At 60.1% G+C, this 26,727-nt stretch carries 30 protein-coding genes; 17 read left to right on the top strand and 13 right to left on the bottom strand.

All coding sequences use genetic code 11. The annotated features are described in order from the left end of the window. Nucleotides 1-71: 71 nt before the first annotated feature. The 8 genes from rpe to WDZ78_RS04715 all read left to right on the top strand — a co-directional run bounded on the left by rpe (nt 72) and on the right by WDZ78_RS04715 (nt 5,791). A complete protein-coding gene (gene rpe / locus WDZ78_RS04750) occupies nt 72-749 on the top strand; it encodes a ribulose-phosphate 3-epimerase (protein WP_003507931.1) in 678 nt (225 codons plus the stop codon). 60 nt (nt 750-809) lie between these two features. Beyond that, nucleotides 810-1,316: a hypothetical protein gene (locus WDZ78_RS04745; protein WP_425672447.1), complete on the top strand. Its 507-nt coding sequence runs from the start codon at nt 810-812 to the stop codon at nt 1,314-1,316. A gap of 81 nt (nt 1,317-1,397) precedes the next feature. Next, nucleotides 1,398-2,705, top strand: coding sequence for an adenylosuccinate lyase (gene purB, locus WDZ78_RS04740; RefSeq protein ID WP_425672446.1), 1,308 nt, complete (start codon nt 1,398-1,400; stop codon nt 2,703-2,705). A gap of 81 nt (nt 2,706-2,786) precedes the next feature. Beyond that, nucleotides 2,787-3,350 carry an alpha/beta hydrolase gene (locus WDZ78_RS04735; protein ID WP_020012845.1) on the top strand — a complete coding sequence of 188 codons (564 nt, stop codon included), beginning with the start codon at nt 2,787-2,789 and terminating at the stop codon, nt 3,348-3,350. A gap of 203 nt (nt 3,351-3,553) precedes the next feature. Beyond that, a complete protein-coding gene (gene purC, locus WDZ78_RS04730) occupies nt 3,554-4,318 on the top strand; it encodes a phosphoribosylaminoimidazolesuccinocarboxamide synthase (RefSeq protein ID WP_003516002.1) in 765 nt (254 codons plus the stop codon). Between the two features lie 55 nt (nt 4,319-4,373). After that, nucleotides 4,374-4,616, top strand: a complete 243-nt coding sequence (purS, locus tag WDZ78_RS04725; RefSeq protein ID WP_003507918.1) for a phosphoribosylformylglycinamidine synthase subunit PurS — start codon at nt 4,374-4,376, stop codon at nt 4,614-4,616. 20 nt (nt 4,617-4,636) lie between these two features. Then, a complete protein-coding gene (gene purQ / locus WDZ78_RS04720; protein ID WP_425672445.1) occupies nt 4,637-5,308 on the top strand; it encodes a phosphoribosylformylglycinamidine synthase subunit PurQ in 672 nt (223 codons plus the stop codon). 33 nt (nt 5,309-5,341) lie between these two features. After that, nucleotides 5,342-5,791 carry a hypothetical protein gene (locus tag WDZ78_RS04715; protein WP_020012847.1) on the top strand — a complete coding sequence of 150 codons (450 nt, stop codon included), beginning with the start codon at nt 5,342-5,344 and terminating at the stop codon, nt 5,789-5,791. 241 nt (nt 5,792-6,032) lie between these two features. Here WDZ78_RS04715 and WDZ78_RS04710 read toward each other — a convergent pair whose 3' ends face one another. Continuing rightward, entirely contained in the window at nt 6,033-6,338 is a 306-nt protein-coding gene (locus WDZ78_RS04710) for a DUF1127 domain-containing protein (RefSeq protein ID WP_425672444.1), read from the bottom strand. A 93-nt stretch (nt 6,339-6,431) separates the two neighbouring features. On the opposite strand from WDZ78_RS04710, the gene WDZ78_RS04705 reads away from it, so the two are divergent. The 4 genes from WDZ78_RS04705 (at nt 6,432) to WDZ78_RS04690 (ending at nt 11,152) form a co-directional block, all read left to right on the top strand. Next, nucleotides 6,432-7,850 (top strand): PLP-dependent aminotransferase family protein, encoded by a 1,419-nt coding sequence (locus WDZ78_RS04705; protein WP_425672443.1) that lies wholly within the window; start codon nt 6,432-6,434, stop codon nt 7,848-7,850. A 112-nt stretch (nt 7,851-7,962) separates the two neighbouring features. After that, nucleotides 7,963-8,553: an acyloxyacyl hydrolase gene (locus WDZ78_RS04700; RefSeq protein WP_020012850.1), complete on the top strand. Its 591-nt coding sequence runs from the start codon at nt 7,963-7,965 to the stop codon at nt 8,551-8,553. A gap of 114 nt (nt 8,554-8,667) precedes the next feature. Further along, entirely contained in the window at nt 8,668-10,902 is a 2,235-nt protein-coding gene (gene purL, locus WDZ78_RS04695) for a phosphoribosylformylglycinamidine synthase subunit PurL (protein ID WP_020012851.1), read from the top strand. A 16-nt stretch (nt 10,903-10,918) separates the two neighbouring features. Then, nucleotides 10,919-11,152 carry a BolA family protein gene (locus WDZ78_RS04690; RefSeq protein ID WP_003516012.1) on the top strand — a complete coding sequence of 78 codons (234 nt, stop codon included), beginning with the start codon at nt 10,919-10,921 and terminating at the stop codon, nt 11,150-11,152. A 136-nt stretch (nt 11,153-11,288) separates the two neighbouring features. Here WDZ78_RS04690 and WDZ78_RS04685 read toward each other — a convergent pair whose 3' ends face one another. Beyond that, on the bottom strand, nt 11,289-12,437 hold the full coding sequence (locus WDZ78_RS04685) for a hypothetical protein (protein ID WP_425672442.1): 1,149 nt from the start codon (nt 12,435-12,437) through the stop codon (nt 11,289-11,291). A 110-nt stretch (nt 12,438-12,547) separates the two neighbouring features. Here WDZ78_RS04685 and WDZ78_RS04680 point away from each other — a divergent pair, with 110 nt between their 5' ends. The 4 genes from WDZ78_RS04680 (at nt 12,548) to WDZ78_RS04665 (ending at nt 15,047) form a co-directional block, all read left to right on the top strand. After that, nucleotides 12,548-12,799, top strand: a complete 252-nt coding sequence (locus WDZ78_RS04680; RefSeq protein ID WP_020012853.1) for a hypothetical protein — start codon at nt 12,548-12,550, stop codon at nt 12,797-12,799. After that, nucleotides 12,796-13,227: a hypothetical protein gene (locus WDZ78_RS04675; protein ID WP_425672441.1), complete on the top strand. Its 432-nt coding sequence runs from the start codon at nt 12,796-12,798 to the stop codon at nt 13,225-13,227. The genes WDZ78_RS04680 and WDZ78_RS04675 overlap by 4 nt, the downstream gene beginning before the upstream one ends. Nucleotides 13,228-13,365: 138 nt before the next feature. Next, complete coding sequence (gene grxD, locus WDZ78_RS04670) at nt 13,366-13,701, top strand: Grx4 family monothiol glutaredoxin (RefSeq protein WP_004442454.1); 336 nt, start codon at nt 13,366-13,368, stop codon at nt 13,699-13,701. Nucleotides 13,702-13,838: 137 nt separating this feature from the next. Further along, nucleotides 13,839-15,047 carry a multidrug effflux MFS transporter gene (locus WDZ78_RS04665; RefSeq protein ID WP_425672692.1) on the top strand — a complete coding sequence of 403 codons (1,209 nt, stop codon included), beginning with the start codon at nt 13,839-13,841 and terminating at the stop codon, nt 15,045-15,047. A gap of 75 nt (nt 15,048-15,122) precedes the next feature. Here WDZ78_RS04665 and WDZ78_RS04660 read toward each other — a convergent pair whose 3' ends face one another. From WDZ78_RS04660 to rpsD, 5 genes are all read right to left on the bottom strand, one after another. Continuing rightward, nucleotides 15,123-15,947 carry an inositol monophosphatase family protein gene (locus tag WDZ78_RS04660; protein WP_020012856.1) on the bottom strand — a complete coding sequence of 275 codons (825 nt, stop codon included), beginning with the start codon at nt 15,945-15,947 and terminating at the stop codon, nt 15,123-15,125. 30 nt (nt 15,948-15,977) lie between these two features. Then, nucleotides 15,978-16,805, bottom strand: coding sequence for an inositol monophosphatase family protein (locus tag WDZ78_RS04655; protein ID WP_425672440.1), 828 nt, complete (start codon nt 16,803-16,805; stop codon nt 15,978-15,980). A 16-nt stretch (nt 16,806-16,821) separates the two neighbouring features. After that, the gene (ttcA, locus tag WDZ78_RS04650) at nt 16,822-17,748 is read right to left on the bottom strand and encodes a tRNA 2-thiocytidine(32) synthetase TtcA (RefSeq protein ID WP_020012858.1); all 927 of its coding nucleotides are present in this window, start codon (nt 17,746-17,748) and stop codon (nt 16,822-16,824) included. 62 nt (nt 17,749-17,810) lie between these two features. Next, a complete protein-coding gene (locus WDZ78_RS04645; protein WP_107675700.1) occupies nt 17,811-18,740 on the bottom strand; it encodes a glutaminase in 930 nt (309 codons plus the stop codon). A 69-nt stretch (nt 18,741-18,809) separates the two neighbouring features. Continuing rightward, entirely contained in the window at nt 18,810-19,427 is a 618-nt protein-coding gene (gene rpsD / locus WDZ78_RS04640) for a 30S ribosomal protein S4 (protein WP_003507896.1), read from the bottom strand. A gap of 451 nt (nt 19,428-19,878) precedes the next feature. Here rpsD and WDZ78_RS04635 point away from each other — a divergent pair, with 451 nt between their 5' ends. Continuing rightward, on the top strand, nt 19,879-20,862 hold the full coding sequence (locus WDZ78_RS04635; protein WP_425672439.1) for a TerC family protein: 984 nt from the start codon (nt 19,879-19,881) through the stop codon (nt 20,860-20,862). 185 nt (nt 20,863-21,047) lie between these two features. On the opposite strand, the gene WDZ78_RS04630 is transcribed toward WDZ78_RS04635, so the two are convergent. The 6 genes from WDZ78_RS04630 to WDZ78_RS04605 all read right to left on the bottom strand — a co-directional run bounded on the left by WDZ78_RS04630 (nt 21,048) and on the right by WDZ78_RS04605 (nt 26,719). Then, a complete protein-coding gene (locus WDZ78_RS04630; protein WP_425672437.1) occupies nt 21,048-22,592 on the bottom strand; it encodes a helicase HerA domain-containing protein in 1,545 nt (514 codons plus the stop codon). 101 nt (nt 22,593-22,693) lie between these two features. Beyond that, a complete protein-coding gene (locus tag WDZ78_RS04625; protein ID WP_425672436.1) occupies nt 22,694-23,581 on the bottom strand; it encodes an EamA family transporter in 888 nt (295 codons plus the stop codon). 36 nt (nt 23,582-23,617) lie between these two features. Next, nucleotides 23,618-24,253: a LysE family translocator gene (locus WDZ78_RS04620; RefSeq protein WP_020012862.1), complete on the bottom strand. Its 636-nt coding sequence runs from the start codon at nt 24,251-24,253 to the stop codon at nt 23,618-23,620. A 186-nt stretch (nt 24,254-24,439) separates the two neighbouring features. Then, nucleotides 24,440-24,679, bottom strand: coding sequence for a hypothetical protein (locus WDZ78_RS04615; RefSeq protein ID WP_080834873.1), 240 nt, complete (start codon nt 24,677-24,679; stop codon nt 24,440-24,442). Between the two features lie 392 nt (nt 24,680-25,071). Beyond that, nucleotides 25,072-25,893, bottom strand: coding sequence for a glutamate racemase (murI, locus tag WDZ78_RS04610; RefSeq protein ID WP_425672435.1), 822 nt, complete (start codon nt 25,891-25,893; stop codon nt 25,072-25,074). Next, a complete protein-coding gene (locus WDZ78_RS04605) occupies nt 25,877-26,719 on the bottom strand; it encodes an RNA methyltransferase (RefSeq protein WP_020012866.1) in 843 nt (280 codons plus the stop codon). Before WDZ78_RS04605 ends, murI begins: the two co-directional genes overlap by 17 nt. Nucleotides 26,720-26,727 lie beyond the last annotated feature (8 nt).

Here is a 26,727-nt window from a genome sequence, read left to right as displayed (position 1 = left end):
GCCGGCCGTTTCAAACCCCGATACTTGATGTTAAAGGCAGCTTACGCAACGCGTCGAGAGGAGTTTGCCCCATGTCCCTGCCCATCCGCATAGCCCCTTCCATTCTGGCCGCCAATTTCGCCAAGCTCGGACAGGAAGTCGCCGATGTCACGGAAGCCGGCGCGGACTGGATCCATCTCGATGTCATGGATGGCCACTTCGTCCCCAACATCTCCTTCGGCCCAGATGTCATCAAGGCGCTGCGCCCGCACAGCATGGCGTTCTTCGACTGCCATCTGATGATCGCGCCCGTCGACCCCTATCTCGAAGCCTTCGCCAAGGCTGGCTGTGACAGCATCACCGTGCATGCGGAAGCAGGGCCTCACCTGCACCGCTCGCTGCAGACGATCCGTGGGCTTGGCAGAAAGGCCGGCGTGACGCTCAACCCCGCCACGCCGCTTTCGGTCATCGAGAACGTGCTTGATGATGTCGATCTCGTCCTGATCATGAGCGTCAATCCCGGTTTCGGCGGGCAGAAATTCATTCCGGCCATGCTCGACAAGATCCGCGCGGCAAAGGCAATGATCGGCGACCGGCCGATCGAACTGGAAGTGGATGGCGGCGTGACGGCGGAAACCGCAGGCGCAATCGTTGCCGCCGGTGCGAACGCGCTGGTAGCCGGCTCGGCCGTCTTCAAAGGCGATGGCGTCGCCGACTACCGCAAGACCGTCGCTCAGCTGCGCGCGGCGGCGGAAGCCGGACGGACGTAACCCGTCGCCGCTGAATGCGGACAGGCAGGGGGCGGCACAGCAAGGCGTTGGGGGATTTTCATGGAAAGCGACAGGCAGGGTTTCCGTGACACGGCTTCGGCAGCGCTGTTTACGCTGCTCGGCGCGTTTGTCTGGGCCCTCTGCTCAGCCGCGGCCGCCGCCATCGGCCTCTATGTCAGGAACCGGCTGGAAACCGACCACGCCACCGACATAATCACGCTTTTCTTCGCGGGCGGCCTTTTCGGCTGGCTGCTGGCCATGGCCGCGTTGCACTTCGTTCCCCCGTCCACCGCCCTGCCGCTGCGTTTTGCGGCGGCCTGTCTTGCCATCGTTTTTTTCACGCTGGCGGTCGCGGCGGCGTTCTTCGCTTTCGAGTACCGGATTTTCTATGCGCAATGGCACGCGCCGGCATTCTCCCGCATCTGGTTTTTCCAGCAGCTCTTCACATCGCTCGGCGCGATTTACCAGTTCTGCGTTCTGGGTCTGGGATTATATCTGCCCTTTGCCGCCGTTCCGCTCCTGCCTGCGGGCGCATTCCTTTGCCGACGTGCGCAACGAGCAACATAGGCATGTGGCTTGATAGATTGAGATTACCGGAACACTTTGCTAAACGGGCAGCAAAATTCCTCCACAAAGAAAGTCATTGCCATGATCCCTCGTTACTCCCGGCCGGAAATGGTCGCCATCTGGTCGCCGGAAACAAAGTTCCGCATCTGGTTCGAGATCGAGGCACATGCCTGTGACGCGCTGGCCGAACTCGGCGTCATCCCCAAGTCGGCTGCCCAGACGATCTGGGAAAAGGGCGGCAGCGCCACCTTCGACGTCGCCCGCATCGATGAAATCGAAGCCGTCACCAAGCATGACGTCATTGCCTTCCTCACCCATCTTGCCGAATTTGTCGGTCCCGACAGCCGTTTCGTGCATCAGGGCATGACCTCGTCGGACGTGCTTGATACCACGCTCAACATCCAGCTCGTGCGCGCCGCCGATCTTCTGCTCGCCGATATGGACCGGGTTCTGGCAGCGCTGAAAACCCGCGCCTTCGAACACAAGAACACGGTGCGAATCGGCCGCAGCCACGGCATCCATGCCGAGCCCACCACCATGGGCCTGACCTTTGCCCGCTTTTATGCCGAGATGCACCGCAACCGCGAGCGTCTTGTCAATGCCCGCGCCGAAATCGCCACGGGCGCGATCTCCGGCGCCGTCGGCACCTTCGCCAATATCGATCCGCGCGTCGAGGAACATGTCTGCGAAAAGCTCGGCCTCATCCCCGAGCCGGTCTCCACGCAGGTCATCCCGCGTGACCGCCACGCCATGTTCTTCGCGACCCTCGGCGTCATCGCCTCGTCGATCGAAAACGTCGCCATCGAAATCCGCCACATGCAGCGCACCGAGGTTCTGGAAGCCGAAGAGTTCTTCTCTCCCGGCCAGAAGGGTTCGTCCGCCATGCCGCACAAGCGCAACCCGGTTCTGACCGAAAACCTGACCGGCCTTGCCCGTCTGGTGCGCATGTCGGTCGTGCCGGCCATGGAAAACGTGGCGCTCTGGCACGAGCGCGATATCAGCCACTCCTCCGTGGAGCGCGCTATCGGCCCCGACACGACCGTCACGCTGGATTTCGCGCTGAACCGTCTGGCCGGCGTCATCGAAAAGCTGGTGATCTACCCGGACAACATGCTGAAGAACATGAACAAGTTCCGCGGCCTCGTGCATTCGCAGCGCGTTCTGCTGGCGCTGACGCAGGCTGGCGTTTCCCGCGAAGACGCCTACCGTCTGGTACAACGCAACGCCATGAAGGTCTGGGAACAGGGCGCAGATTTCCTTGAGGAACTGTTGGGCGACGAGGAAGTGCGCGCTGCACTTCCGGAAGAGGCGATCCGCGAGAAGTTCGACCTCGGTTACCACACCAAGCATGTCGACACGATCTTCACCCGCGTCTTCGGCAACGCATGAGACTTGAGCTGAGCAAGAGACCTTGAAGTTAATGCCGCCGCGACCTTGATCGCGGCGGCATCACAACACAGATATGGGCGCATGAAAGTTTCAGAAGCAGATATCCTGATCGTCCCCGGTTATACCAATTCCGGCCCCGACCACTGGCAGAGCCGCTGGGAGCGCAAGCTTTCCACCGCCCGCCGCGTCGAGCAGGCCGAATGGTCCAAACCCGTGAAGGAAGATTGGGTCGCCCGGCTGGTGGAAGAGGTCAATGCCTCCACCAAGCCCATCGTCCTCGTCGCCCATTCCCTCGGTGTGCCGACCGTCATCCATGCCCTGCCGGAAATCGGCAAGAAGGTGTCCGGCGCGCTGTTCGTTGCGCCGCCCGATGTCGCCAATCCCGATATCCGGCCCAAGCACCTGATGACCTTCGGACCTTACCCGCGCGATCCGCTGCCTTTCCCGACGATCACCATCGCCAGCCGGAACGATCCTTTCGGCTCCTATGAACATGCCGATGACATCGCCGCCGCCTGGGGCTCGCTGCTGATCGACGCCGGCATGTCCGGCCATATCAACAGCGAGTCCGGTCATGGTCCGTGGCCGGAAGGCGGCATGGTATTCGCCCAGTTCCTGAGCCGACTGAAGGCCGTCGAGCCCTGACGGCGGCGGCCGTGCGGGCCGCAGCCCCTTCGATCTGCCCCGGAGGCCTGTTTTCCGGGTGCCGCGGTTTCTCCGGCCTGTCACAAGAATTGAAGGGAAATATGCGAGCCGCATTGTAGAATGCACTCTTTTCCTTTATGGGACCGCTTCAAAGACCAAACACAACGCCACCAGAATCGGCGTCAACCAAGAGACCTGCAATTATGAACCGTCGCCGCCGTATTTACGAAGGCAAGGCCAAGATCCTCTACGAAGGTCCGGAGCCAGGCACGCTTATCCAGTTCTTCAAGGACGATGCGACCGCTTTCAACAAGAAGAAGCATGAAGTCATCGACGGCAAGGGTGTGCTGAACAACCGTATCTGCGAATATGTCTTCACGCATCTGAACAAGATTGGCATTCCCACGCACTTCATCCGCCGCCTCAACATGCGCGAGCAGCTGATCAAGGAAGTGGAGATGATCCCGCTCGAGATCGTCGTGCGCAATGTTGCCGCCGGCTCGCTCTCCAAGCGCCTCGGCATTGATGAAGGTGTGGTTCTGCCGCGTTCCATCATCGAGTTCTATTACAAGTCGGATGAGCTGGAAGACCCGATGGTCTCCGAAGAGCACATCACGGCCTTTGGCTGGGCCAATCCCGCCGAGCTTGATGACATCATGGCGCTTGCCATCCGCGTCAACGACTTCCTGTCCGGCCTCTTCCTCGGCGTCGGCATCCAGCTCGTCGATTTCAAGATCGAATGCGGCCGCCTGTTCGAAGGCGACATGATGCGCATCATCCTTGCCGACGAGATTTCGCCTGACAGCTGCCGCCTGTGGGACATCGAGACCCAGAAAAAGATGGACAAGGACCTGTTCCGCCGCGATATGGGCGGACTTGTGGAAGCCTATTCCGAAGTGGCGCGCCGTCTCGGCATCATCAATGAAAACGAACCGATCCGCGGCACCGGTCCTGTCCTGGTAAAGTAATATCGGCCTCGTGAAGTAATATTGGCCTAACAAGGTAAAATCAGGAGAAGATCAGGTGATCAAGGCACGGGTGACTGTTACGCTGAAGAACGGCGTTCTCGATCCGCAGGGCAAGGCAATTGAAGGCGCGCTCGGCAGCCTCGGTTTCGGCGGCGTCGGCCATGTCCGTCAGGGCAAGGTCTTCGACCTGGAGCTGGAAGGCGCCGACAAGGCCAAGGCTGAGACCGACCTGAAGGCGATGTGCGAAAAGCTCCTGGCCAATACGGTCATCGAAAACTACGCTATCGCTATCCTCTGAAGCCGCAGGAGCCGCCGTCCATGAAATCCGCTGTCGTCCAACTTCCCGGCCTCAACCGCGACCGCGACATGATCGCGGCGCTGACGAAAATCTCCGGAAGCGCGCCCGTCACCATCTGGCAGACGGAAACGGATATTCCCGATGTCGACCTGATCGTCATCCCGGGCGGCTTCTCCTATGGTGACTACCTGCGTTGCGGCGCCATCGCCGCGCGCATGCCGGTCATGCAGGCCATTCGCGAAAAGGCCGAAAAAGGCGTCAAGGTTCTCGGCGTCTGCAACGGCTTCCAGATACTGGTCGAAGCCGGCATGCTGCCCGGTGCGCTGATGCGCAACGCCTCGCTGAAATTCGTCTGCCGTGAAGTGAAGCTGGAAGTCGCCAATAACGACACCGATTTCACCCGCGCTTACGACAAGGGCCAGATCCTGCGCTGCCCCGTCGCCCACCACGATGGCAACTATTTCGTCGAAGCCGAAGAGCTGAAGGCGCTGGAAGGCAACGGCCAGGTGGTGTTCCGTTATGCCGAGGGCACCAACCCCAACGGCTCGCTGAACGACATTGCCGGCGTCATCAACGCCCAAGGCAACGTTCTCGGCATGATGCCGCATCCGGAAAACCTGATCGAAGCCGCCCATGGCGGCAATGATGGGCGCGGCCTCTTCGCCTCGGCGCTTGGCGTCATCGCAGCCTGACAGACCGGGCGGGCTTCAGGCCCGCCTTTTTTGATGCCGGCTTCCGGCGCCGTTTCGGCCTTTCTTCTGGATGACCTGATGCCCCGTCTTCTTCGACACAATGCCTATAAAGCCGCCGGATTGATCCTCGCTGCCGCCGCACTTGCCGCCTGCCAGCCGAAACCGCAGCCGGCTGCCTCCGTCTCCCGCGCGGCCCTGCCGACCATGGAACGGATCGCGCTTGGCGCGAATGCCTGCTGGTTCAAATCGGGCGATGCGGCGTTCAAGGCCTATCGCTTGGCCCCCGAACTCAATTCCTTCTCCGGCCGCCCGCGCATCCTGCTCGTACCGCGCAACAGCCCGGAATCGCGCCCCATGCTGGTGGTTCAGGCCGAAGGTAATCCGGCAAAGCTCGACGCTTTCGGACCCGTGATGAACGAAGCCCTTTCCGGCCGCATCGCAACCGACGTCAAGCGCTGGGCGAACGGCGGCAAGGGCTGCTGATCTAACATACGTCCACAGACGTCATCCTCGGGCTTGTCCCGAGGACCCAAATACGTCAGCAAAATCGATATGTGCAGATCCTCGGGACAAGCCCGAGGATGACGGGGAGTTGTTTTGGCCGTTTGCCACCCCCGCGTATACCCACTAAAAAAACCCGCCAGCGCCGGTTGGGAGTGGCGCGGCGGGCTGCCGAATGGCTTGATGGCGCCGGGGAAAGAAGGCACCGCTCTCCGACAAAAAATCAAAGCGACCGGGAGGGCCAGGAGAGAAGCCGCGATTTTGCGGCCTCGTTGAGGGCCTCATCCCGCGTAACGCCGATATCCTCCAGAAGATCGTCGGACAATTCCCGCAAAGCGAGCCGTCCCTGCCGTTTCCGGTGCCAATTGAACATGCCCGCAATCAGGCGACCAATAAGCGTGCGGGCGATCTTGGCCGGAAAGGGCGCCGGTGCGACCATGTCGCCGGCATCGCGGAACACGCGTTCCCGTTCGTAGCCATCAGGATAGAGTGTATCCGCTGTCGAAAGGTATTGATCCATCTTGCGCATATTGCACCTATTGTCTCCGTTCGTTGATCCTCAATCAATGCATACAATAAATACAATTGACTTACCGATAGATACAATGCATAAATTGTCACCATGACAAATTGGCTTCCCGACATTACCGAGGGCGACGGCCCGATTTATCTTCGCCTTGCCGACAGTATTGAAGGCGCGATTTCCGACGGCACCCTGCAGGCCGGCTCGAAATTGCCGCCCCAGCGCAATCTTGCTTACGATCTCGGTGTGACAATCGGTACAATCAGCCGGGCCTATGCGCTCATTCACGAACGCGGCCTCGTCAGTGGTGAGGTCGGACGCGGCACCTATGTCAATGAGCGCAAGACCCCTGCCCCGTCCTTGCCCATGGAGCCGGCAGCGGCGGCCTTCGGCAGCACGCGCCACGCCATAGACAGCAGCGCCGAATTCAGGCTGAACACGACGGCGGCACCGGATGTCGGCCAGAGCGGGCTGATCGCCAGGCACATCGAGGCCGTCACCCGTGAGCATGCCTACGACATCACCAATTACGCCCGCTCCTTCCCTGACAGCTGGTGCATGGCGGGCGTTCGCTGGCTTTCCCAGAATGGCTGGTCGCCAAAACCGGAAAACATCGTCTCGACGCTCGGCGCCCATGCGGCGGTGATGAGTGTGGTGACGGCGATGACCGCGCCGGGCGACCGCATCGTCTTCGAACCCGTCACCTATTCCCACATCAGCCGCAGCGCCGCCCTTGCCGGTCGGCGAGTGACGCTGGTGGAAGCGGATGAGAACGGCATCGTCCCTGATGATTTCGAGCGCGTCTGCGCCCAGCAGCATCCGAAGATGATCTTCCTGATGTCGGCCGGCCAGAACCCCACCTGCGCCACCCTGCCGGAAGAGCGCCGCCGCGCGATTGCCGATATCGCCCGCCGATACGGCGTGTGGATCATCGAGGACAATCTTTATGGCGCGATGACCCGCGAGGCGATCCCGCTGATCGCCGAATTTGCGCCCGACATCACCTTCGTTGTCGGCGGCCTGTCGAAATCCGTCGCCGCCGGCGTGCGCGGCGGCTGGGTCGCCTGTCCGGCGCAATATTCCTCGCGCATCCGCATTTCCCACTCGATGATGACGGGCGGCCTGCCGTTCATGCTCGCCGAACTCAATGCGCGCCTCGTCAATTGCGGCGACGCCCACGATATCCGCAAGGATTGCATCGCCGAACTGAATAAGCGCGAGGCGATTGCCCGGCGCGTCTTTGCCGGGCTGGACTTCAATTCGCTGCCCGATATCGCCTTCCTGTGGCTGAGACTGCCCGAACCCTGGCTTTCCGGCACCTTCCGCAATGCGGCGATGAAGGAAGGCGTGCTGATCGATGACGAGGACGAATTCAAGGCCGGACGGACGGACAAGGTTTTCCACCGCGTCCGCATCAGCTTTTCAGGCCCCTCCACCCGCGAAGAACTGACGCATGCCTTCGGCGTCCTTCGCCACCTGCTCGATAATGGCTCGGCCGGCTATGAAAGCGTGGCGTGAACGCTGGCCCGCAGAGTCTTTCCTGCAACATCCCGTTTAATTCAGTAACTGATCATTTACCAAAATTACAAACCTGCCATCCTTTGCGCAATTCGCAGTGGGGAATGATTCGATGGCAGCATTCGGTTCCACAGGTGTCAGGGCGTTTTTCACTTTGGCGGTGCTGCTTGCGGCATATGTCTTCATCGACATCGTGCCGGCCAATGCGGCGGACGGCAGCATCTTCGATGAATTGCGCTTCGGAGCCACCACCTCGCTCGCCAATCGCGATGGCGGCGGTGAAAACGGCGTCTTCCCGGCCTTCACCGCCTATTTCGATCCCTTCGCCAGCGCAGCCGCCGTAACGACAGGCGAAAAACTCGCTCGCCCCCGCCTGCATCTGGGTGCGGAAATCGGCACCGAGGGCGCGGCGAACACCATTTACGGCGGCGTGAACTGGACCTTCGATCTTAACCCGAAGATTTTCGTGGATTTCGGTTTTGGCGGCCTTTGGCACGATGGCAGGCTGAAAAACGGCGCTGGCGAAACCGGCGCGGAATTCGGCTGCCGGGTGCTTTTCCATGAATATGCCGCCATCGGATATCGCTTCGACAACAACTGGAATATTTCGACCCAGATCGAGCACGCCTCCCACGCCAATCTGTGCGATGGCCCCAATGACGGGCTCACCCGCGTCGGCCTGATGGTCGGCTACAAGTTCTGAATAAGCCAACAAAGCAGCGTTTTGCCGGCAAAACAGCACATTTTCCTGTCGCGCCATTGAGCCTCTTGCGCTAAAGAACCGGAAACTTTCCTCGGCTCGAACCGCGTGAGACCTATGTCTATCTCAAATTCCATCAAGATCACCCCGGAACTCGTTGCATCCCACGGGCTGAAGCCCGACGAATACCAGCGTATCCTCGACCTGATCGGACGGGAGCCCAGCTTTACCGAGCTTGGCATCTTCTCGGCCATGTGGAACGAGCACTGCTCCTACAAGTCCTCCAAGAAGTGGCTGAAGACCCTGCCGACCACCGGCCCGCGCGTCATTCAAGGCCCCGGCGAAAACGCCGGCGTGGTGGATATCGACGATGGCGACTGCGTCGTCTTCAAGATGGAGAGCCACAACCACCCGTCCTATATCGAGCCCTATCAGGGTGCGGCGACCGGCGTCGGCGGCATCCTGCGTGACGTCTTCACCATGGGCGCACGCCCGATCGCGGCCATGAATGCCCTGCGTTTCGGCGCGCCTGACCATCCGAAGACCCGCCACCTCGTGGCCGGCGTCGTCGCCGGTGTCGGCGGATACGGCAACTCCTTCGGCGTGCCGACGGTTGGCGGCGAAGTGGAATTCGACCCGCGCTACAACGGCAACATCCTCGTCAACGCCTTTGCCGCCGGCCTTGCCAAGTCCGATGCGATCTTCCTTTCGGAAGCCAAGGGCGTCGGCCTGCCGGTGGTCTATCTCGGCGCGAAGACCGGCCGCGACGGCGTCGGCGGCGCGACCATGGCGTCCGCCGAATTCGATGAGTCCATCGAAGAAAAGCGCCCGACCGTTCAGGTCGGCGACCCCTTCACCGAAAAGTGCCTGCTGGAAGCCTGCCTCGAACTGATGAAAACAGGCGCGGTCATCGCCATTCAGGACATGGGCGCCGCCGGCCTCACCTGCTCGGCCGTCGAAATGGGCGCGAAGGGCGATCTCGGCATCGAGCTCGATCTCAATGCCGTACCGGTGCGCGAAGAGCGCATGACGGCTTATGAAATGATGCTGTCGGAAAGCCAGGAGCGCATGCTCATGGTTCTCGAGCCATCCAAGGAAGAGGTCGCCAAGGCGATCTTCGTCAAATGGGGTCTGGACTTCGCCATTGTCGGCAGGACCACCGACGACCTGCGCTTCCGCGTGCTGCACAATGGCGAGGAAGTCGCCAACCTGCCGATCAAGGAACTGGGCGACGAGGCCCCGGAATACGACCGCCCGTGGACGCCCGCCAAGGTGCCGGCGGCTCTGGCCGACAACGACGTGCCGTCGGCCGATATTGCCGATGCGCTGGTTTCGCTTCTCGGTTCGGCCAACAACTCCTCGCGCCGCTGGGTCTACGAACAGTATGACACGCTGATCCAGGGCAACTCTCTGCAGCTGCCGGGTGGCGATGCGGGCGTGGTTCGCGTTGAAGGCCATGACAAGAAGGCGCTCGCCTTCTCCTCCGACGTCACACCGCGTTATGTCGAGGCCGACCCGTTCGAAGGCGGCAAGCAGGCGGTCGCCGAATGCTGGCGCAACATCACCGCAACCGGCGCTTTGCCGCTCGCGGCCACCGACAATCTCAATTTCGGCAATCCGGAAAAGCCCGAGATCATGAGCCAGCTCGTCCATGCCATCAAGGGCATCGGCGAAGCCTGCCGCGTGCTGGAATTCCCCATCGTTTCCGGCAACGTCTCGCTCTACAACGAGACCAACGGTCAGGCGATCCTGCCCACCCCCACCATCGGCGGCGTTGGCCTGCTGAAGGATTGGGGCCGCATGGCGCGCATTCGTTTCGCCGCCGCTGACGAAGTGGTGCTGCTCATCGGTGCGCCTGCCGGTCTCGGCACGCATATCGCCCAGTCGGTTTACATGCGCGATATCCACGGCCGCATCGATGGCCCGGCGCCGCATGTGGATCTGGCAGCCGAAAAGAAGAACGGCGATTTCGTCCGCACGCTCATCACCGATGGTCTTGCGACAGCCGTTCACGATTGCTCTTCGGGCGGTCTGGCGCTTGCGGTTGCCGAAATGGCGATTTCCTCCGGCATCGGCGCGACGATCGATGCGGTCGAAGGCCATAATCCGGTCCTCACCTTCTATGGCGAAGACCAGGGCCGTTACGTCCTGACGGTGAAGAAGGCCGATCTCGACAAGGTGCAGGCGGCGGCCAAAGCGGCGGGCGTTTCCTGCCCGGCAATCGGCGTTACCGGCGGTGCGAGCGTAAAGCTGGGCACGGCGCGGGCTGTCGAGATTAAAGAATTGCACTTGGCCTATGAATCGTGGTTCCCTCAATTCATGGACGGCGAAACTTTGCTCGCCGCAGAATGAATTAAGGAGAAACACCATGCCCATGAAACCCGGCGACATTGAAGACATGATTAAGGCGGGAATTCCCGGGGCAAAGGTCACGATCCGCGATCTGGCCGGTGACGGCGATCATTACGCAGCAGAAGTCGTTGCGGATGCGTTCAAGGGCAAGACCCGCGTGCAGCAGCACCAGATGGTCTATGACGCGCTGAAGGGCAATATGGGCGGCGTTCTGCACGCCCTTGCCCTGCAGACCTCGGCTCCCGAATGACCGTGGCCGTCAAAGCCGTTCGGGCAAGACAGTTTCACTGTCCTGCCAACGCATAAAGGCTCCGGACTAAAATCAAAGGCCCGCGTGATACTCTCACGCGGGCCTTTTCATATCCGGTAGAATGAGCAGTAGCCGCTTACAAAGCAGGCGGGCTCTGCGATTCCAGATCGGCAAAAGATGCGGCCGGTAAAGGTCCAGCCGTTAGCAGCGTAAAATCGTAACCGGATTTGCGATCAGGCCCCAGAACATATTGCCGGTGCATGCGCAGGAAGTTGCGCTTGTTCTTTTTATACCGCTCCGGCGAAAGCGAATGCTTGAAGCGGATCGGCACGATCTTCGGCAACGGCGCATCCTTATGGCCGGTCAGCGCCACCGTGTTGCACCTGTAGAGGTGAATGGGATCGGTGAGGCACTGGATATCGAACCATGTCACCTCAGGGTGATGTGCAATCGCGCCGACGCTCTCACGCAGCCTGTCCGCACTCGACAGGAACGCACATTGCAGCGCTGCGCCGCCCAGCGTTGTAAAGGACAGCTTCCGGCCATCCAGCGCATCCGGCCTGAGTTCCAGCACGCGGCCGATCACGGCGAGCGCAAGACTGGCGCCCATGCTGTGCGAAATGACCAGAACCTCGTCCGAGGGCTGCTCAAGCGCCGTCAGAACAAGTGCGGCCCTCTCTTCGATCCAGTCGCGGGCAATCGCTTCATCGCGGCCGACAGCGAGCGCGAAGCGCCAGTCCGCATAGAGATGCAGGGTGTGAAACCGCTCCGCAAAAGGCAGAAACGCCTTCACGAAAAACAGGGCGGCGGCGGGAAGGCTGATTGCGAAGAGCCAGAGAGGCAAACCGAGCAGCGAAGGCGAGAGCGCAATAGCCGCCGCAACAGCGCCGCCGACCAGCATCAGCAGGAACGGGAAGATGAAGAACAGACCAAAACGCCAGGCATGGCGGAAGTAGCGCGCCGCACCGCCCTCGGCGATAATGCCTGCACCGGCTTTGAAACCAAGCCAGATCTGCTGCCACACCGGCGCATCCCGTAACTGCGATATCACCGCATTATGATCGTAAACGAAAATGTCTGAGCGCGTCCGCCAGTCGCCCGCCGAAGCTTCAACCGTGAATGTCTCGCCGCCCGGCCTGCTCGTGAGCGGTCCCACCGCATAGTCGACATCCCAAGTCTTGCCGGCCAGCGCCGCCGCCCGCTGGTAACGCAGATGATGGGCCGCCGCATCGAGCGGATCGAAACCGGGGAAATAAAGAACAAGTCGTGACTTGACGCTCGGCATGCATAAACCTTCGGGCTGGAGACACCCGAAAGGATCGCTTGATACAGTGGGCGATGCACGTATAGTAAAAATCGCGACGGAAATATGATTTATTTATTGGCGAGGGAAAATTGTCTGGCATCGTCGATCAAGTGCTCAACGGCGTCGTCAAGGGCGCGCTGTCTGAAATCCTCACCAAGACCGGTCTTCGCAAGACCCGCCGCACCCGCCGCCGGACGAAAAGCAATACTTCCCTCGCAGGCGGCATCGTCGGCTCGGTTCTGGAAGCGGCAATAAACGCCGCGGTCAAACCCAAGCCGGCCAAGAAACAGGTGAGCAAAAGACGCACCGCCGCCGCGCGCAGCAGACAGCGGCTTCGATGATGCATCGCCTTCTCCTGCTTCCCACCTTTTTGGTGTTGACGATTTCGGGGCCGCAAAAAGGTGCCGCGGAGGTCAAGAGCAGCAAAGAGATCAAGATCGGCTTCGTCGTGGAGCTTGATGGTGCTGATCGGATATCTGGCACAGCCTTCTGCAAAACCGGCGACACCTGCCGACTCGTAGAACAGGAAAGTCCAAAACTAATTATCGATATCAAAGCGGGTCGCTTCTCTAGCGAGATCGAAATCAAGTGCAAGGATGACTGCTCACTGAATAGCGGGCACGAAACCATGACGTTCGACAACAAACAGGAACTCAATATTTATAACGGCAGATCAGGTCCGATAATAAAATCAGTCTTCAGGCGGCGGGAGCCTATCGGGAAGATAATGGTCGACTTTTCTTACCCGCCCGGGACGACGCGCTGGTAGCGGGGGTTGCGACCTTTACTTAGCGATACCACACCAGCGCATTTTTTACGCACCACGGGTGGAAATCGCGCCGCGACATGTTATTTAGGGACAAAGTCAAAGCAGCGGCCTTGAACCGCATGTGAAAGGAATAGGCCTATGAGCGGCATTCACGACATGATCGACAGCGAAGTGAAGAGCAACGACATCGTTCTTTTCATGAAGGGCACCCCGCAATTTCCGCAATGCGGTTTTTCCGGCCAGGTGGTACAGATCCTCGATTATCTCGGCGTCGACTACAAGGGCATCAACGTGCTTGCCGATGCCGACATCCGTCAGGGCATCAAGGACTATTCCAACTGGCCGACAATCCCGCAGCTCTACGTCAAGGGCGAATTCGTCGGCGGCTGTGACATCGTAAGAGAGATGTTCCAGTCCGGCGAACTGCAGAGCCACTTCCAAGAACAGGGTATCAGCGTCCGCGGCGCGGCCTGATTTCGGCCGGTTCATCCGGCCCACCCTGATTGTCAGAAATGTATGCCAGGCGTTGCTTCATGCAACGCCTTTGCCGTTCTTTTTGGGGCAATCCTGTGACAGAACTTTCACAATCCACCGCTTCGCGCGCAGGCTCGATGGGGCGCACGGAATTCATCGCGCTCGCCGCCATGCTGATGGCGCTGAACGCGCTCGCCATCGACATCATGCTGCCCGGTCTTCAGGAAATCGGCGCATCGCTTGGCGTCGTGAATGAAAACCACCGCCAATATGTCATTTCCACCTATCTTCTGGGCTTCGGCGTCGCGCAGCTTCTGTACGGTCCGATCTCGGACCGTTTTGGACGCCGCAAGCCGATGCTCGTTGGACTTGCGATCTATATCGTTTCAGCCCTCGCCGTAGTCTTCGTACCGTCATTCTCCGGCCTGCTGATCCTGCGTTTCATTCAGGGCATCGGCTCGGCGGCGACACGCGTCATCACCATCTCGATCGTGCGTGACATTTATGGCGGCCGTCAGATGGCGGAAGTCATGTCGCTGATCATGATGGTATTCATGGTCGTTCCGGTCATCGCGCCCGGCACCGGCCAGATCGTGCTGTTTTTCGGTAACTGGCACCTGATCTTCGCCTTCATGGCGGGAATTGCCGCCGTGGTGACGGCCTGGATGTATTTCCGCCTGCCGGAAACCCTGCATCCGGACGATGTCCGCCCCTTCACTGCCCGCTCTATCCTTGGCGGTTTCAAGATCGTGCTCACCAACCGCATCGCGCTCTGTTACACGCTCTCCAGCACCTTCATCTTCGGTGCGCTGTTCGGCTTCATCAACTCGGCCGAACAGGTTTACAAGGGCATTTACGGGCTCGGCGCATGGTTTGCGGCGGCCTTTGCGGGCGTTGCTTTGTTCATGGCCTTCTCGTCCTTCATCAATGCAAGGCTGGTCGGCCGGTTCGGCATGCGCAAGCTGTCGCACGGGTCGCTGCTCGGCTTCATCGCCATCACCTTCCTCTGGCTGGTGGTGCAGATGGTTGGACCGGAACCGATGCCTTTTGCCATCTTCATCGTGTTCTTCGCGCTCGCCATGTTCCAGTTCGGCTGGATCGGCTCTAACTTCAACTCGCTCGCCATGGAGCCGCTCGGCCACGTCGCCGGCACCGCCTCCTCCGTCATCGGCTTCATGGGAACGGTCGGCGGCTCGCTCATCGGCGCCGCCATCGGCCAGGCCTTCGACGGCACGGCGCTGCCCATGGTGGCGGGCTTCTTCGTCGTCTCCATCATCGGCCTCGTCTTCGTGCTGATCGGCGAAAAGGGCGTGCTGTTCCAAGCGCATAACAAACCGACACGGTAAGTTCAGGCACACAAACAAAAAGGGCGCGGAACTCGGTTCCACGCCCTTTTTTTGTTGGTTACAGCGACGCTTCCCTCAAACCGTAAAAATCTTCTCGCGCAGCAATTCCCACGTCTCCTGATCAGGAGCAAGCAGCAGGCCGCCATCCAGATGGCGCGGCAGATAGGGAGAGCCGTCGAGACGGGCGGCATAAGCGCCCGCTTCCTGCGACAGCAGCGTGCCGGCCAGATGGTCCCAGGGCATCAGCTTGTTATACATCAGGAAATGCATATGGCCGCCGCAGAACACGCGGTATTCATGCGCAGCACAGCGATAGCTGGTGAACAACCGCACATCGGCAAGGTTCATGAGAATCTTGCGGCGTGTCTCCACATCAAAATAGCCGGTATTGGCGATGCCAACCATCTGCGACAATGCAGGCGCCGACACGACCGACATCTGCGTCTGCGAGCCATCGGCGGCGCAAAGCCATGCACCGGAGCCCTTTTCGGCAATCGCCCAGTCATTCCCCATCGGATCGAAGATCAGGCCGGCAACGGTCTCGCCCTTTGAGATAACGCTCATCATCACGCCGAAGAGCGGCAGGCCGGAGGCGAAATTATAGGTGCCGTCGATTGGGTCGACCACCACGGCGAGATCGGCGTCGGCAAGCTTGCCAAGCAGCGAGGCATCCGCCGCGACCGCCTCTTCGCCGATGAACAGCGCGTCCGGCATGATTTCCTGCACCCGGGCCCGGATCAGCCGCTCCGCAGCCTCGTCGGCCTCGGTGACAAGATCGATCGCCTCGCTCTTTATCCTGACGTCGCCATCGCCCAGATTGCGGAACCGCGGCAGGATTTCCACCGCCGCCGCCTCCTGAAGCGCATTGGCAAGAGAGGCGATGTCGAGTTCGAGAGCCATGGGCGATATCCTTCTTTCTGAGCGTAACGACTATAAAGCGACGATTTCCCGTCGCAGCATCTTCCAGCTTTCCTTGTCGGGGGCCGACAGGATGCCGCCGGTCGTCTGTCCCGGCCGGTAGGGCGTATTGTCGAAACGGGCCGTGTAGCCGCCCGCTTCCTGATGAATGAGAACACCGGCAAGATGATCCCAAGGCATCAGCTTTTCATGGCCGATGAAGTGCAGCTTGCCAGTCGAGGCAAGCCAATATTCATGAGCCGAGCAATTGATTGAAAGCGCCATCTTGATCTTGGCCATATTGGCGGCGATCACCGGGCGGCGATCTTCATGGCTGTGACCCCAGGAAAAGATGCCGACCATTTCGGACAATGGCACGGGATCGGCGACCTTGAGCCTTGCCTGCGAGCCGTCCCTGCGGTTGAGAAACGCGCCCTCACCTTTCAGTGCGATGATGGTATCGCCCATGACGGGATCGTGGATGATGCCCGCGACCGTCTCACCCTTGACGGTGACGGCGAGCAGCGTGCCGAAGGCGGAAAAACCCGAAGCATAGTTGAAAGTGCCGTCGATTGGATCGATCACGAAGGCGAACGGCGCATCGGCAAGAGCTGGAATGACGGATTGATCCGCATCATAGGCCTCTTCGCCAACGATATGGGCCTTCGGAAACCGTTGCAGGAGAGCGGCGGTTATCGCCTTTTCCGTAAGAATATCCGCCTCGGTTACGAGATCGACGGCGGAGGTCTTTTCGGAGATCGCGCCGGCGTCGAGATTGCGGAAGCGGGGCATGATTTCCTGGCGGCCGGCAGCGGCAACGGTGGAAATCAGAAAGTCGATATCTTTATCGGAAAGGGTCATCGCGCGGGGCACTTCTTCATAAGGGAGGGCGGGCCTCCGTACGCTCTTCAGGTGACGCCCCGGTGACAGCGAGCGCCGAAAAATCAAAAAGCTTCGGATCGAGCAGGTGCGACGGATTGACGTGGGCAAGCGCCCGCAGCATCACGTCCTTGCGGCCCGGCATGCGCCTTTCGATGTCGGCCAGCATTTCCTTCATGGCATTGCGCTGAAGTCCGTCCTGCGAGCCGCAGAGGTCGCAGGGGATGATCGGGAACTCCATCGCCGCCGCGAATTTCGCCATATCCTCTTCGGCGCAATAGGCAAGCGGGCGCAGCACCATCAGGTCACCCTCGTCATTCATCAGCTTCGCCGGCATGCCCGCAAGGCGACCGCCATGGAAGAAGTTCATGAAGAAGGTCTCGAGAATATCCTCGCGGTGATGGCCGAGCAGCAGCGCGTCACAGCCCTCTTCCCGCGCGATGCGGTAGAGATTGCCGCGCCGCAGCCGCGAACAGAGGGAACAGTACGTACCGCCAGACGGCACCTTTTCCTTCACCACGGAATAGGTGTCGCGATATTCGATACGATGGGCAACGCCGATCTTCGCCAGATATTCCGGCAGCACGTGCTTGGGGAAATTCGGCTGGCCCTGATCCAGATTGCAGGCGATGAGTTCGACAGGCAAAAGGCCGCGCCACTTCAGATCGAGCAGCAGCGCCAACAGCCCATAGCTGTCCTTGCCACCGGAAAGGCCCACCAGCCAGCGTTTCTGGCCGTTCAGCATGCCGAAATTGGTAAAGGCCTGACGCACATTGCGTAGCAGACGCTTGCGCAGCTTGTTGAACGAGACCGAACGCGGTGCATTGTCGAACAGAGGATGCGAGCTGCCGTTTTCCTCGGGCGCGTCCTGATCTGCCTCGACCTTATCGGCGATGTCATCGATCCTGGTGAGAATGTTCATCATTAGCTCGCTCCGGCACGACTGCCGTTCTCAATGCAGGCAAATGCCCGCATCTGCCTGCAATATCAAGCCCCGAATACCGACCAGCCGGTTTTCGTCGCCAGCATTTCCAGCGCCTGTGACCCAAGCGCCGAATTGCCGACCTTGTTGAGACCCGGCGACCAGACGGCAATGGACGCCTTGCCCGGCGCAACCGCCATGATGCCGCCACCCACACCGCTCTTGCCGGGCAGGCCGACATGATAGGCGAAATCGCCCGATCCGTCATAATGGCCGCAGGTCAGCATCAGCGCGTTGATGCGCCGCGCCCGCCGGTCTGACACGACCGTATGGCCGCTCAGCGGATTGCGGCCGCGATTGGCAAGGAACAGCCCGGCCCGCGAAAGCTGCGCGCAGGTCATGGACAGCGCACATTGGTGAAAATAAACGCCCAGCGTATATTCGACGGGGTGGTGCAGATTGCCGAAGGACCGCATGAAATTGGCAAGCGCGAAATTGCGGAAACCCGTCGCCTGCTCGGATTTCGCCACCGTGTCGTCAATGCTGATCGTGTCGTCGTCGGCGAGATAACGCACGAAGCGCAGAAGTTCGCCGATCGCCTCTCGCGGCTGGTGGCCGGAAAGAACGATATCCGTCACCACGATGGCGCCGGCATTCACGAAGGGATTGCGCGGAATGCCGTGCTCATGCTCCAGCTGGACGATGGAGTTGAAGGAAGACCCTGACGGTTCGCGCCCGACGCGGTTCCATACAGTCTCCCCCGCCTTGCCGAGCGCCAGCGTCAGCATGAAGACCTTGGAGATGCTCTGGATCGAAAACGGCGTGAGCGCATTGCCGGCCGTGTAGGTGGTTCCATCGACGGTGGTGATGGCGATGCCGAACTGGTTCGGATCGACCTTGGCAAGCTCGGGAATATAGTCCGCAACTTTGCCCTCGCCCAGGCGCGGCACCATGCTGTCGTAAATGGAATCGACGATCGCCTGAATGTCCTGCATGCAAAGCCTTCCCCAGCAAACAAAAAAGCCGCCCCGAGGGGCGGCTTTCTCAATACTGAAACGCGTCGATTAACGCGAGTAGAATTCGACGACCAGATGCGGTTCCATGACGACCGGGTACGGAACGTCAGACAGAGCCGGGATACGAGCATAGGTCGCAACCATCTTATTGTGATCGACTTCGATGTAGTCAGGAACGTCGCGTTCTGCGAGCTGAACAGCTTCGAGAACGGTCACCAGCTGCTTGGACTTCTGGCGAACTTCAACAACGTCGCCCGGCTTGCAACGGTAAGAACCGATGTTGACGCGAACGCCGTTAACCGTGACGTGGCCATGGTTGATGAACTGACGCGATGCGAAAACGGTCGGAACGAACTTGGCGCGGTAGACGATGGCGTCCAGACGCGACTCGAGCAGGCCGATCAGGTTCTCGGAGGTATCGCCCTTGCGACGGTTTGCTTCGTCGTAGGTGGCGCGGAACTGCTTTTCGCGCAGTTCGCCGTAGTAGCCCTTGAGCTTCTGCTTGGCGCGCAGCTGCGTGCCGAAGTCGCTCATCTTGCCCTTGCGGCGCTGGCCGTGCTGGCCCGGGCCGTATTCGCGGCGGTTTACCGGGGACTTCGGACGGCCCCAGATGTTTTCGCCCATGCGGCGGTCAATTTTGTACTTAGCCGATTCGCGCTTGCTCATCGTATTTCCTTCTCAAAAGGTTATGCCGGTCTGTTACCAAACCGGTTTAAGGAAACACGCCCTCCTCTGAAGCCCGTTTCAGGGCCTCTGACAGGCTTCTCACATGCAAATGGAGAAACCACGGGACATGTCGGTGATATTGACCGCCGAACGTCAGTTATTAAACTGCAGGGCAGTCAACAAAACACACCGGACATCACTGCCCGGCGTTGGGGCGGCTTCTAAACATGTTTTACAAATTTGTCAAACAAAGCCTGCCGCTTTTTTCTCGAACCGGCCCTTGAAAAGCCTGAAGGCTCTCCTATCTCTCCCTCGTGATCAGAACTCGGGCCCCTCTGGCGTGTTACCGGACAACACGTGATGTCGAGTTTCTTTAGGTTGGGGCCCACGTATATTCTTGACACACGTTCCCCATCCGCAAAGCCAACCTCGTCCGGCTAAAGGTTGACTGATGGAGTTCCTCCTCAACGATTTTCTCGGTACCCCCACATGGATGTGGGCGGTCTTCATTTCTCTCGTCCTTGGCCTCCTGGCGCTCGATCTTGGCGTATTGCACAAGAACTCTAAGGAAATCGGCATCCGTGAAAGCCTGCTGATGTCAGGCTTCTATATCGCCATCGGTTTGGCCTTCGGCGGCTGGATCTGGTACCAGTCCGGCCAGCAGTCGGCGATGGAATATGTCACCGGCTTCGTGGTCGAAAAAAGCCTGGCGATGGACAATATCTTCATCATCGCCATGATCTTCTCCTATTTCGCCATTCCCCGCCAATATCAGCACCGCGTGCTGCTCTGGGGTATCCTCGGCGTCATCATCCTGCGCGGCATCATGATCGCCGGCGGCGCCGCCATTGTCGAAAACTTCCACTGGGTGCTTTATCTCTTCGCGGCCTTCCTCGTCTTCACTGGCCTCAAGATGCTGTTCTCGTCCGACCATGACGAGGCCGATATCGGCAATAACCGCATCCTGAAATTCCTGCGCAGCCGCCTTCCGGTGACGGAGAAGCTGCATGGCGAGAAGTTCTTCGTCAAGGAAACGGATCCAGCCACTGGCAAGCTGAAAACCTTCGTGACGCCCCTGTTTCTGGCGCTGATCATGGTCGAAATCGCCGACCTGATCTTCGCGGTCGATTCGATCCCGGCGATCTTTGCGATCACCACCGATCCGTTTATCGTCTACACCTCGAACATCTTCGCGATCCTTGGCCTGCGCGCCCTCTATTTTGCGCTCGCCGCCCTGATCCACCGCTTCGCTTATCTGAAATATGCGCTGGCTGCGGTTCTGGTTTTCGTCGGTTCGAAGATTTTCGTGGCGGATATGCTCGGCATCGCCAAGATCCCGCCCGCAGTCTCACTGGGCGTCACGGTCGCCATCCTCGCAACCGGCATCATCGGTTCGCTGATCGCAACGCGAAAGGAAGCAAAGGCCATCGAGTAAGGATGAGCAAGATGAGGAGGCGGTAACGCCTCCTCACACGCCGTCACCCCGGACTTGATCCGGGGTCCAGCGCGATCAAGTCCTTGATCGCAACAGACTCGTCTCACGGCGCAGACGCGCCGTGGCTGGATGCCGGATCAAGTCCGGCATGACGGAAGGTATGTCAAACAAGCAGCCTGCCTACCTCACTCCGCCGCAAGTCTCGCATCATCCTCAGCCGCATCCGCATCGCCGGGTGCGGTTTTTGCGTCGAGATCAGGGAAAGCCACGATGCGCTTGCCGGAGAAATCGGCATGCACCACCACAAGCTCCTTCTCCTCGAAATAACCGAGCAGACGGCGAGCGCGGCGGGCGGAATGGGTGCCATAGGCGCGGGCGATGCGGGCATCCGACGGACAAGGCTCCTCGCCAAGAGCGGCCTTGACCAGCAACAGGAAGACGCCCTGCAAATCATCGGAAACCGACGTCGACAATTCCAGCGCCTTCTCCCAGCCTTCGCTTGCCGCCATCGCCGCATCGACGCCGGAGCGGGCAATCGCCACCTGCCGGCGGAATTCCGGCAGCGTCATCGGCGTGCCGGGAATTCGGCGCATACGGGCGCGCACCAGAAAATCCTGATAAAGCACGGCATCCGTGCGATAGGCCGATTGTGGATCGTCGAGAATTTCAACGAGAACCGCACCGATCTTCTCCTCACGCTCCTCCGGCGTCAGTTCCGGCTGACCGGCACGCGGAGACTGCTCCGGTGAAGGGCCAACGGCAGCGGGCGTGGAACGGGAGAGTTCGGCCAGAATATCCGTGGTCGGACGCGGCGCTGGTGGCGTCCGACGCACGACAGCGCGCGTGAATTCTTCCGGATCCGGCGTGAAGATCAGGTCTTCCACATCCTGCGGCGCATCCGGCAGCGGCATCAGCTTCGGTGACGACGAGCGCGCCGAGGTTTCCACCGCACCGATGACGATGGGCAGAGGGCGGCGCGACAGCGCAGGCCCAAGCGCCACGAAGTTGCCTCGCTGCAGATCGCGGAACATTTCCGCCTGCCGCCGGTCCATGCCGAGCAGATCGGCAGCACGCGCCATGTCGATATCGAGGAAGGTGCGGCCCATCAGGAAGTTCGAGGCTTCCGCCGCCACGTTCTTGGCGAGCTTCGCCAGACGCTGCGTGGCGATGACACCGGCAAGACCACGTTTACGGCCACGGCACATCAGATTGGTCATGGCGCCCAGCGACGCCTTGCGGGCATCTTCCGTCACTTCGCCGGCAACGGAGGGCGCAAACATCTGCGCCTCATCCACCACGACAAGCACCGGATACCAAAATTCACGATCCGCATCGAACAAGCCGTTGAGGAAGGCGGCGGCGGCCCGCATCTGCTGCTCGATATCAAGGCCTTCCAGCGTCAGCACGCAGGAGACGCGGTGCTGGCGAATGCGGTTGGCAATGCCGGCAAGCTCGGCTTCCGTGCGCTCGCCATCCACCACCACATGACCGAACTTGTCGGAAAGCGTGACGAAATCGCCCTCGGGATCGATGATGACCTGCTGTACCCATTGCGCCGATTGCTCCAGCAGCCGGCGCAGGAGATGCGACTTGCCGGACCCGGAATTGCCCTGCACCAGCAAACGTGTCGCAAGCAATTCTTCAATATCGAGCTTGGCCTGTTGCCCGCCCGATAGGGTTCCCATGTCGATACCGACCTGCAATGTTCCATTCCTCGTGCTGCATGTCATCCGGCCGATTCCCTTAGCGGCGGCCGAAAACATGCTCTTTACCAAAAAATCGCCTGTTGCGTCTGTCCCATGCCGATAATGCACAGGCAATTGCACCGCATCTATGCGGCCCCGGACGAGACCCGCAAAAATGAAAGCCGCCTGCCGAACACGTTCAGCATCAGCCCGGTGATGACCAATGCGGCGCCGACCACTTCGAAGACGGTGATATGCTCCGCAAAAGCGAGATAGGCGCTGATGAAACCGACAATCGGCACCAGCAGCGAAAACGGCGCCACCGTTCCGGCCGGATAACGCAGAAGCAGGTAACTCCAGATGCCTGCGCCGACGATGGTCGCGCCATAGGCCATGTAGATCACCACGAAAGCCATCGTCGGCGTTGCGTTGAGCAGGCCTTCCGCAATCGCATCAGGTCCTTCCACCATAAGCGAAAGCAGGATTAACGGCAGAACGGGTACAAGGCTCGTCCATGCGACAAAGGAAACCGCGTTCACCTGGCCGATGCGGCGATTGACGATGTTGCCGCAGGCCCAGGCAATGGCCGAGCCGACGCCCATCAGGAGCGGTATCAGCGCTGCCGCCGTCATGCGCTCCAGACCGATGACCGCCAGCCCGCCAAAAGCGATGATCGCGCCGAGGATCTGTGACGGCAACGGCCGCTCGCCGAGAAACACCACGGCCAGCGCCAGCGTGAAGAAGGCCTGCGACTGCATGACGAGCGAAGCAAGCCCAGCCGGCAGGCCGAGCTTGATGGCCGGGTAAAGCAGGCCGAATTGCACGAAACCCATCGCCATGCCGTAAACGATCATATGCCGCCACGGCACGTTAGGTTTCGGCAGGAAGAACACCAGCGGCACGGCCGCAAAGAGATAACGCACCCCCGTCAGAAACAAGGGCGGCATGTCGGCAACGCCGATCTTGATGGCGACGAAGTTGAAGCCCCACAAAAACACGGTGATCAGGGCGAGAAGAATATGCGGCAATGCCATTTTGTTATGTCCGAATTTCAGGCGATCGACGGGCGTTTACGCCGAAACCGCCCTCTTCCAGCCAAAGGCGACAAGACCGGCGCCGATCAGGAGACCGCCGCCCGTGCGATTGACGATGCGCTGGACCTTCGGTTTGCGGATCGTATTGCGGGCGGCGCTTGCCAGAAGTCCATAAAGCGCCGCGTTCACCGTGGCAAGCACCAGGAATGTCACCTCGAAGATCAGCACCTGCGGCCAGAAGGGCAATGTCGGCACCAGAAACTGCGGCAGGAAGGCGACGAAGAACACGATGCTCTTGGGGTTCAGCGCGGTGACGATATAGGCATGCAGGAAGATTTTGAGCGGCCTTTCACGGCCCGTCACGCCCGTGTTTTCCGCCGCGTCACCAACCGGCGAACGCCACAGCTTGATGCCGAGATAGATGAGGTAAGCCGCACCGATCCATTTGAGACCAGTGAAAAGCGCCGCCGATGTGGCAAGCAGTGCCCCGAGCCCCAGCATGGAAGCCGTCATGGCGGTGAAATCCCCAAGCGCCACGCCCGTTACCGTCGCGGTGCTTGCCTTGCGGCCGTGGCCGAGTGCATAGGAAATTACCAGCAGGATCGTCGGTCCCGGAATGGCAAGCATGATGGCGGATGCGGCCACGAAGGCCAGCCAGTTCTCCAGTGGCATGATGAGTCTCCTTTATCCCGAGTCTTGAGCAAGCCACGGAAAATGTTTCGCTTCAAGCCGGATTTTACAAACCGTGCAGCTCTCTCGTAACAACCCGAAAAACGTCTGCGCAGGATTTTCTCCGCCGTCGGCGGTGAAAGTTCGATACGGCCCCTCCCGCATGTCTGCGCGGGAGAGGCCATCACATCAAAACCGGGGCGCCCAGTGAGGAACCTCCCAATCCCGCCGCCGCTTTACGCGGGAGGGGTCAAGGCCGATATCGACCAGAAGGCGTTCAGGCAGATCGGCAGGATCAGTCGGCGGCGCGCGCGGCACCAGTGCGGCAACGAGAACCGCTTTGAGAGTTTTCCAGACGCCGAATGTGACGAACAAGCGATCGACCGCATCCGGCAGCGCATATGCTACCAATGGTTGATTTTTCTGCATGAGAAATCCATCCCGGCGCGGCAAAGCGGCCAGGTCCTTTATCGATGGAAAACGACATGCCGAAACGGCGGGCGCAGCAGTCATGCCACGCGGACGCGCAAGTCACATGTCGGACGAAGTGAAAATGCCTAACGGCAGGGAAATCAGGCTTTAAGCCTTATCGGAGGGAGATGCCTCGCATCACATAACCACCGAAGACCATGCCGGAAAAGCCAGACATGCCGTTAAGGCGCATATTCATGTCATTGGTCATTCCACGCCTCCATTCATAGCGGTTACAGACGAGAAACATCTTACATAAGAAATCCGGCGCGACAAGAGGTCGCAATCTCGAATTGCAAAAGACAGGCAAAACAGATGCAAAAATACAACAGGCGGATGGGCGGGGAAACTCAGGTCGCCGAAACGGTGAGACCAAATCCCTGCATCAGCCGCCGGGTGGCAAAATCCGGCTTGCCTGATGTGAAGACGGCAAAATCGAAACCGTCAGGGTGCTCCGCATCCTGTGGCAGCGGCACCAGATGGCGGGCTCGCCGGGCAATCGCCTCGGCGGGATCGAGCCAGTCCACCGGCCAGGGCGCCAACCGGCGAAACACATTGGCCATGAAGGGATAATGGGTACAGGCAAGCACGATGATGTCTGTGCGCTTGCCATCGCTGTCGATGAAGCAAGGCTCTATTTCGGCCAGAACCGCCTCGTCCGAGACCGGCTCTCCCCTGATCCAGCTTTCCGCCATGCGTGCCAGATTTTCCGAGCCAACGAGACGGACATGGCATTGGGTGGCGAAGGACTGGATGAGATCGCGCGTATAAGCGCGCTTGACGGTGCCCGGTGTCGCCAGCACGGAAACCAGGCCCGAACGGGTGCGCTCCGCCGCCGGTTTGATGGCGGGCACGGTGCCGACAAAAGTCATCTGCGGAAAGCGGGCGCGAAGATCGGCACCCGCGAGCGTAAAGGCCGTGTTGCAGGCGATGATGCAGACTTCCGGGCTATAATCCTGCAGCAGCGTTTCGAAGAGCGAGAGAATACGCGCCTTCAGCGCCTCCTCCTCCCAGCCGCCATAGGGAAAACCCGCATCATCGGCCACATAGATGAAACCGCGCTCAGGCATCAGCACCCGCGCCTCGCGCAGAACCGTCAGCCCGCCAATGCCGGAATCAAACACCAGCACCGGTTTCAGCACATCGGCGGCCGCCTCACTCGTCTTCAGCATTCTCCCCAGTTCCCTTCGCCAATGTTCCCTCTGCCGCTCCTCCACGGCCGGCCTGCTTTGGCCATTGCCGGGGAAAACGGTCGAGCGAATTGATCACGCCACGGAAAACACTGATTTCCTGCTCGGAAAAACCACGTCTCGACAGCACGGCGCGCAGATTGTCGACCATTTTCGGCTTTTTTTCAGCCGGATGGAAATAACCGCGCGCGTCCAGCGCCTCTTCAATATGTTCGAACAGGCCGAAAACCTGTTCCTTGGTCGAAGGCCGCTGCTCGACGGACTGAAACAGCGTCTCTCCCAGATCATCCATGCCGGACTTCATCCACTCATAGGACATCAAAAGCACTGCCTGGGCGATATTGAGCGAGGCAAAGGCGGGATTGACCGGAAAGGTCACGATCTCGTCAGCCAGCGCCACCTCTTCGTTGGTCAGCCCCCAGCGCTCGCGCCCGAACAGGATGCCGGTTCTTTCGCCCGTCTTGAACTTTGCACGCAGCGTCTCGGCGGCAGTGACAGGCGCGCGTACCGGCTTGAAACCGTAACGCTCGCGCGCCGTCGTCGCATAGACGAAGTTCAGGTCCCTGATCGCCTCTTCCAGCGTCTCGAACACCTTCGTTCCGTCGATGACATGGTCGGCCTTGGAAGCAGCCGCCCGCGCCTTCTCGCTCGGCCAGCCATCGCGCGGGTTGACCAGACGCAATTCGGCAAGGCCGAAATTGGCCATGGCCCGCGCCACCATGCCGATATTTTCGCCGAGCTGCGGCTCGACCAGAATGATCGCCGGGCCTTCCGCCACAAGTTCAAGCTCGCTGTTTGTGCCTGCCATCGTCTTTC

This window comes from Agrobacterium sp. M50-1, assembly GCF_049843495.1.
GTDB lineage: Bacteria > Pseudomonadota > Alphaproteobacteria > Rhizobiales > Rhizobiaceae > Agrobacterium > Agrobacterium radiobacter.
Note: the sequence above shows the minus strand (reverse complement) of the source record. Positions and strands in the feature narration are given on the sequence as shown.

Bases quoted from the DNA above. Each gene is read 5' to 3' on its own strand.
- purQ (WP_425672445.1), top strand. From the start codon at position 4,637: ATGAAATCCGCTGTCGTCCAACTTCCCGGCCTCAACCGCGACCGCGAC.
- rpe (WP_003507931.1), top strand. From the start codon at position 72: ATGTCCCTGCCCATCCGCATAGCCCCTTCCATTCTGGCCGCCAATTTC.
- WDZ78_RS04690 (WP_003516012.1), top strand. From the start codon at position 10,919: ATGCCCATGAAACCCGGCGACATTGAAGACATGATTAAGGCGGGAATT.
- WDZ78_RS04605 (WP_020012866.1), bottom strand. From the start codon at position 26,719: ATGGCAGGCACAAACAGCGAGCTTGAACTTGTGGCGGAAGGCCCGGCG.
- WDZ78_RS04665 (WP_425672692.1), top strand. From the start codon at position 13,839: ATGGGGCGCACGGAATTCATCGCGCTCGCCGCCATGCTGATGGCGCTG.
- WDZ78_RS04635 (WP_425672439.1), top strand. From the start codon at position 19,879: ATGGAGTTCCTCCTCAACGATTTTCTCGGTACCCCCACATGGATGTGG.
- WDZ78_RS04615 (WP_080834873.1), bottom strand. From the start codon at position 24,679: ATGCAGAAAAATCAACCATTGGTAGCATATGCGCTGCCGGATGCGGTC.
- WDZ78_RS04685 (WP_425672442.1), bottom strand. From the start codon at position 12,437: ATGCCGAGCGTCAAGTCACGACTTGTTCTTTATTTCCCCGGTTTCGAT.
- WDZ78_RS04700 (WP_020012850.1), top strand. From the start codon at position 7,963: ATGGCAGCATTCGGTTCCACAGGTGTCAGGGCGTTTTTCACTTTGGCG.
- purL (WP_020012851.1), top strand. From the start codon at position 8,668: ATGTCTATCTCAAATTCCATCAAGATCACCCCGGAACTCGTTGCATCC.
- WDZ78_RS04660 (WP_020012856.1), bottom strand. From the start codon at position 15,947: ATGGCTCTCGAACTCGACATCGCCTCTCTTGCCAATGCGCTTCAGGAG.
- murI (WP_425672435.1), bottom strand. From the start codon at position 25,893: ATGCTGAAGACGAGTGAGGCGGCCGCCGATGTGCTGAAACCGGTGCTG.
- purB (WP_425672446.1), top strand. From the start codon at position 1,398: ATGATCCCTCGTTACTCCCGGCCGGAAATGGTCGCCATCTGGTCGCCG.
- purC (WP_003516002.1), top strand. From the start codon at position 3,554: ATGAACCGTCGCCGCCGTATTTACGAAGGCAAGGCCAAGATCCTCTAC.
- rpsD (WP_003507896.1), bottom strand. From the start codon at position 19,427: ATGAGCAAGCGCGAATCGGCTAAGTACAAAATTGACCGCCGCATGGGC.
- WDZ78_RS04675 (WP_425672441.1), top strand. From the start codon at position 12,796: ATGATGCATCGCCTTCTCCTGCTTCCCACCTTTTTGGTGTTGACGATT.
- ttcA (WP_020012858.1), bottom strand. From the start codon at position 17,748: ATGATGAACATTCTCACCAGGATCGATGACATCGCCGATAAGGTCGAG.
- WDZ78_RS04745 (WP_425672447.1), top strand. From the start codon at position 810: ATGGAAAGCGACAGGCAGGGTTTCCGTGACACGGCTTCGGCAGCGCTG.
- WDZ78_RS04735 (WP_020012845.1), top strand. From the start codon at position 2,787: ATGAAAGTTTCAGAAGCAGATATCCTGATCGTCCCCGGTTATACCAAT.
- WDZ78_RS04655 (WP_425672440.1), bottom strand. From the start codon at position 16,805: ATGACCCTTTCCGATAAAGATATCGACTTTCTGATTTCCACCGTTGCC.
- grxD (WP_004442454.1), top strand. From the start codon at position 13,366: ATGAGCGGCATTCACGACATGATCGACAGCGAAGTGAAGAGCAACGAC.
- WDZ78_RS04620 (WP_020012862.1), bottom strand. From the start codon at position 24,253: ATGCCACTGGAGAACTGGCTGGCCTTCGTGGCCGCATCCGCCATCATG.
- WDZ78_RS04645 (WP_107675700.1), bottom strand. From the start codon at position 18,740: ATGCAGGACATTCAGGCGATCGTCGATTCCATTTACGACAGCATGGTG.
- WDZ78_RS04705 (WP_425672443.1), top strand. From the start codon at position 6,432: ATGACAAATTGGCTTCCCGACATTACCGAGGGCGACGGCCCGATTTAT.
- WDZ78_RS04715 (WP_020012847.1), top strand. From the start codon at position 5,342: ATGCCGGCTTCCGGCGCCGTTTCGGCCTTTCTTCTGGATGACCTGATG.
- WDZ78_RS04625 (WP_425672436.1), bottom strand. From the start codon at position 23,581: ATGGCATTGCCGCATATTCTTCTCGCCCTGATCACCGTGTTTTTGTGG.
- WDZ78_RS04630 (WP_425672437.1), bottom strand. From the start codon at position 22,592: ATGACATGCAGCACGAGGAATGGAACATTGCAGGTCGGTATCGACATG.
- WDZ78_RS04710 (WP_425672444.1), bottom strand. From the start codon at position 6,338: ATGCGCAAGATGGATCAATACCTTTCGACAGCGGATACACTCTATCCT.